The sequence below is a fragment of the Gottfriedia acidiceleris genome, assembly GCF_002128425.1.
GTDB lineage: Bacteria > Bacillota > Bacilli > Bacillales > Bacillaceae_G > Gottfriedia > Gottfriedia acidiceleris.
In genome coordinates, this window is record NZ_NESS01000032.1 from 1 (window position 1) to 4,113 (window position 4,113).

Annotated in this window: 3 protein-coding genes and 1 rRNA gene; all 4 read left to right on the forward strand. The window is 31.0% G+C overall.

Translation table 11 applies throughout. From position 1 onward, the window contains the following. A 5S ribosomal RNA gene (rrf, locus tag B6K90_RS23160) occupies positions 1-93 on the forward strand; the annotation flags it as partial. Positions 94-261: 168 nt separating this feature from the next. Beyond that, on the forward strand, positions 262-2,016 hold the full coding sequence (locus B6K90_RS23165; RefSeq protein WP_088015046.1) for an ABC transporter ATP-binding protein: 1,755 nt from the start codon (positions 262-264) through the stop codon (positions 2,014-2,016). 23 nt (positions 2,017-2,039) lie between these two features. Further along, positions 2,040-2,714 (forward strand): response regulator transcription factor, encoded by a 675-nt coding sequence (locus tag B6K90_RS23170; RefSeq protein WP_088015047.1) that lies wholly within the window; start codon positions 2,040-2,042, stop codon positions 2,712-2,714. Further along, positions 2,711-3,778: a HAMP domain-containing sensor histidine kinase gene (locus B6K90_RS23175; protein WP_167555478.1), complete on the forward strand. Its 1,068-nt coding sequence runs from the start codon at positions 2,711-2,713 to the stop codon at positions 3,776-3,778. The genes B6K90_RS23170 and B6K90_RS23175 overlap by 4 nt, the downstream gene beginning before the upstream one ends. The last annotated feature ends 335 nt before the right edge of the window (positions 3,779-4,113 follow it).

Sequence of the window (4,113 nt, forward strand, 5' to 3'; positions counted from 1 at the left end):
CACACCCGTTCCCATACCGAACACGGCAGTTAAGCTCTTCAGCGTCGATGGTAGTTGGGGGTTTCCCCCTGTGAGAGTAGAACGTCGCCTGGTAAATAAAAACATCAGCTATTAGGCTGATGTTTTTTTGTGTTATAAAAGATAAAATTTAAGTTATTGATTAAAATATATAAAACATTTTAGTTCATTCTTTATTCATATTTTAGTTGTAAATTTTAAAAGTAACGTAGATCAAAAAAAGTAAGTGTAAGGAGTAAAGATATGAAAGAAAAAACTAATATAAATAAAAAAAGTGATTGGAGAAATTTTATCTCTTTAATAAAGAATGCCAATCCTCCTAAATGGTTGTTTGCAATAGGTGTATTACTAAGTGTTATTACTACTTTAGTAGGGTTATTATTACCTTTACTTACAAAGAAGTTTGTTGATGGTTTTTCATTAGCATCCTTAAGTGCAGGACAAATAGCGGTTTTTGTTGTAGTACTAATCATACAGGCTATATCATCAGCAGTTTCTATTTATCTGCTTAGTCGAGTAGGTAATACAGTTGTTGCCAATGTAAGACACCGATTATGGAAGAAAATGATTGTACTTCCAATATCATATTTTGATGAGACTCAGACTGGGGATAATGTTAGTCGAGTTACGAATGATACAGCAATTTTAAAAGGGTTAATAACAGAACATATTACAAACTTTTTAACAGGAATCATTTCAATAACTGGTTCTTTTATATTACTACTAGTATTGGATTGGAGAATGACTTTAGTAACATTTAGTATAATACCTGTCATTGCTCTAATATTTATCCCTATTGGAAAACAAATGTCAAAATTATCAAAAGCAACTCAAGATGAGACAGCAAAATTCACTTCTTTAATAAGCCAAGTTTTTTCAGAGATTAGATTAGTAAAAGTTTCGAATGCAGAAACTACTGAAATTACAAATGGAAACAAGGGAATTAATAATTTATTATCCTTTGGTATTAAGGAAGGGAAATTACACTCACTAATTGGACCGATTGTTTCCTTTGTGTTAATGCTTATTTTAGTAGTTATTATTGGATATGGTGGAGTCAGGGTTTCATCAGGTGCAATAACTGCAGGAGCTTTAGTAGCTTATATACTTTATTTATTCCAAATTATTTTCCCAGTAACGCAAATTACACACTTCTTTACTGAGCTTCAAAAAACAAAAGGTGCTACGGAAAGAATGATCAGTATATTAAAACTAGAAGAAGAAGATTACCAAACTGGAAAAGATGAAATTGATATGAAATTACCGATTAATATTAACAAGTTACATTTTGCGTATAAAGAAGAAGAGATGTTAACAAATCTTAATTTTGCGATTCCTCCAGGTAAAGTAACAGCTATTGTAGGACCAAGTGGAAGTGGAAAGACAACTTTATTTTCACTTATTGAACGATTTTATTCTCCGAAAAGTGGAGAAATAACTATTGGAAATAATCCAATTAATAGTTTCAATTTAGAGGACTGGAGAAAACAAATAGGTTATGTTGCCCAAGAGAGTCCTCTAATTGTCGGTACAATTAGAGAAAACATTTGTTATGGAATTAAAAGAGAGATATCCGATGAAGAACTGACTTACGTTTCGGGTATGGCATACGTAGATCAATTTGTTAATGACTTACCTGAAGGTTTTAATACAGAAGTTGGAGAAAGGGGTATAAAACTATCTGGTGGGCAAAGACAACGAATAGGTATTGCGAGAGCATTATTAAGAAATCCTAAATTATTAATGTTGGATGAGGCAACTTCGAATCTCGATAGTAGGTCGGAATTAGTCGTACAAAATGCACTTTCTAATTTAATGAAAGGGAGAACTACTTTAATCATTGCTCATCGTCTTTCCACAGTTATAGATGCGGATCAAATTGTATTTTTAGATAAAGGAAAAATAACTGGTATTGGGACACACGAACAGTTATATAGTAACCATCTAATTTACAGAGAATTTGCAAATCAGCAATTAAGAGTAAATAGTGCAGTGTAATTAAATTGAGGGAAGGTGTTTTTATGGCTAGTATTCTAATTGTAGACGATGATCCACATATTCGGAAATTATTAAATGTTTTACTTCGTGATGAGGGATTTATTGTTTTTGAAGCTACAAATGGTATTGAAGCAATTGGCGTTTTTGAAGATAACAAAATAGATATGTTAATTATCGACTTAATGATGCCTAAAATGGACGGATTCGAGCTTTGTCGTGAAATACGTAGCGAATATGATCTTCCTATAATTATGTTAACTGCAAAAGGTGAAACTGAACAGAAAGTTAGGGGGTTTAAATTAGGGACGGACGACTATATCGTAAAACCGTTTGAACCAGTGGAATTAGTTGTTCGAGTAAAAGCTTTGTTAAGACGCTCAAAAATATCTTCTTCTAAAATTGTTCAAATAGGCAATTTAACAATAGACCACGGTAATTACAAAGTTCTAAATGAAAACCAAGTAATCAATATGCCATTGAAAGAGTTAGAACTTTTATTTACTTTAGCGAGCTCTTTAGGAAGAACTTATTCTAGAGAACAATTAATTGAAAATATTTGGGGATTTGATTATGCAGGAGATGAAAGAACTGTAGATGTTCATATAAAGCGATTGAGGGAAAGATTTCCCGAGAAAGAATTTGGTTTTAAAATTTCTACTGTATGGGGATTAGGGTATCGAATGGAGTTACTGAAATGAAAGTACTAAAAAAAATTAGAGATGTTATAGGAGCTATATTATTATTAACGGCTGCAATAACGATAGGAAGCATAATTGTTCACTATATTACTAATTACTTTTATGAACATCATCTCACTAATTTATCAGGTTTAATGAAACAAATTATAAATACTTTTTTAACCTTTCTATTACTCATGCTCTGCGGTGCCGTATTTGGTAGAATGTTTCATCATCCAAAGCAAATGAAAATGGTAAAAGAAATAATACAAGCAATTCGAAGTATTTCAAGAGGAGAGTTTAACGTATCGGTGGATCTTGAAAAATTCAGGAATGCATTTGGTGGCGAAATAGGACAGATTATAGATAGCTTTAACAATATGGCAAAAAATTTAAATCAAATGGAGAACATGCGACAAGAGTTTATTTCTAACGTTTCACATGAAATTCAATCACCCTTAACATCTATTAAAGGGTTTGCTAAAGTATTACAAAATGAAAATTTACCGTATGAAGAACGAAAGCAATATTTAAATATAATTGAGTATGAAAGTACACGATTATCTAAGCTTAGTGATAATCTTCTAAAGCTAACTTCGCTAGAATCACAAAACCAGCCAATAGAAAAAAACAGTTTTTCGTTAAATAGTCAACTTATGTACTCACTATTAAGCTGCGAACCACAGATATTAGAAAAGAATATCAATATGCATGTTAACCTTGGTAAAATCGATTTTATTGGTGACGAGGCTCTTTTAAATCAGGTGTGGATGAATTTAATTACAAACAGTATAAAGTTTACTCCTAATAATGGTGATATATTTATATCTGCCATTCAAGATAATGACAAGGTTGTTATACAAATTCAAGATACTGGAATCGGTATTACCGATGAAGATCAAGTGCATATATTTGAAAGATTTTATAAAGCAGATAAATCAAGAGACAGGACTACTAGTGGAAATGGATTGGGATTATCAATCGTAAGGAAAATTGTTGATATGCATAATGGAATAGTATATGTAAAAAGTGAAATCGGTAAAGGATCACTATTTGTAGTAGAATTACCTGTAATAGCGGAGTAATGTTATTTCATTATAGTAAAAAAGTTAACTACTCTTTTGCTATAATGAAAAATATTATCTTTTTTATTATAAAGTTATTGCAATCATAAAAGAATAGTGGTATATTATTAAACGTTGTCACATTAAATCAATTAATGAGGCAAGAAAATAACATAAAAAAGTTATTGACTAAAACAGACTCAATATGTTATTATTATATAAGTCGCTAAGAAACAAAGCGACAAAGTGAACTTTGAAAACTAAACAAAACATGAAGTAAACGTCAATTATTAGTTTTTTGAGCAATACAAGATTTAAACTTAACTTTTATGGAGAGTTTGATCCTGGCTCAGGAC

Coding starts and splice junctions, on each gene's coding strand:
- B6K90_RS23165 (WP_088015046.1), top strand. CDS start 262: ATGAAAGAAAAAACTAATATAAATAAAAAAAGTGATTGGAGAAATTTT.
- B6K90_RS23170 (WP_088015047.1), top strand. CDS start 2,040: ATGGCTAGTATTCTAATTGTAGACGATGATCCACATATTCGGAAATTA.
- B6K90_RS23175 (WP_167555478.1), top strand. CDS start 2,711: ATGAAAGTACTAAAAAAAATTAGAGATGTTATAGGAGCTATATTATTA.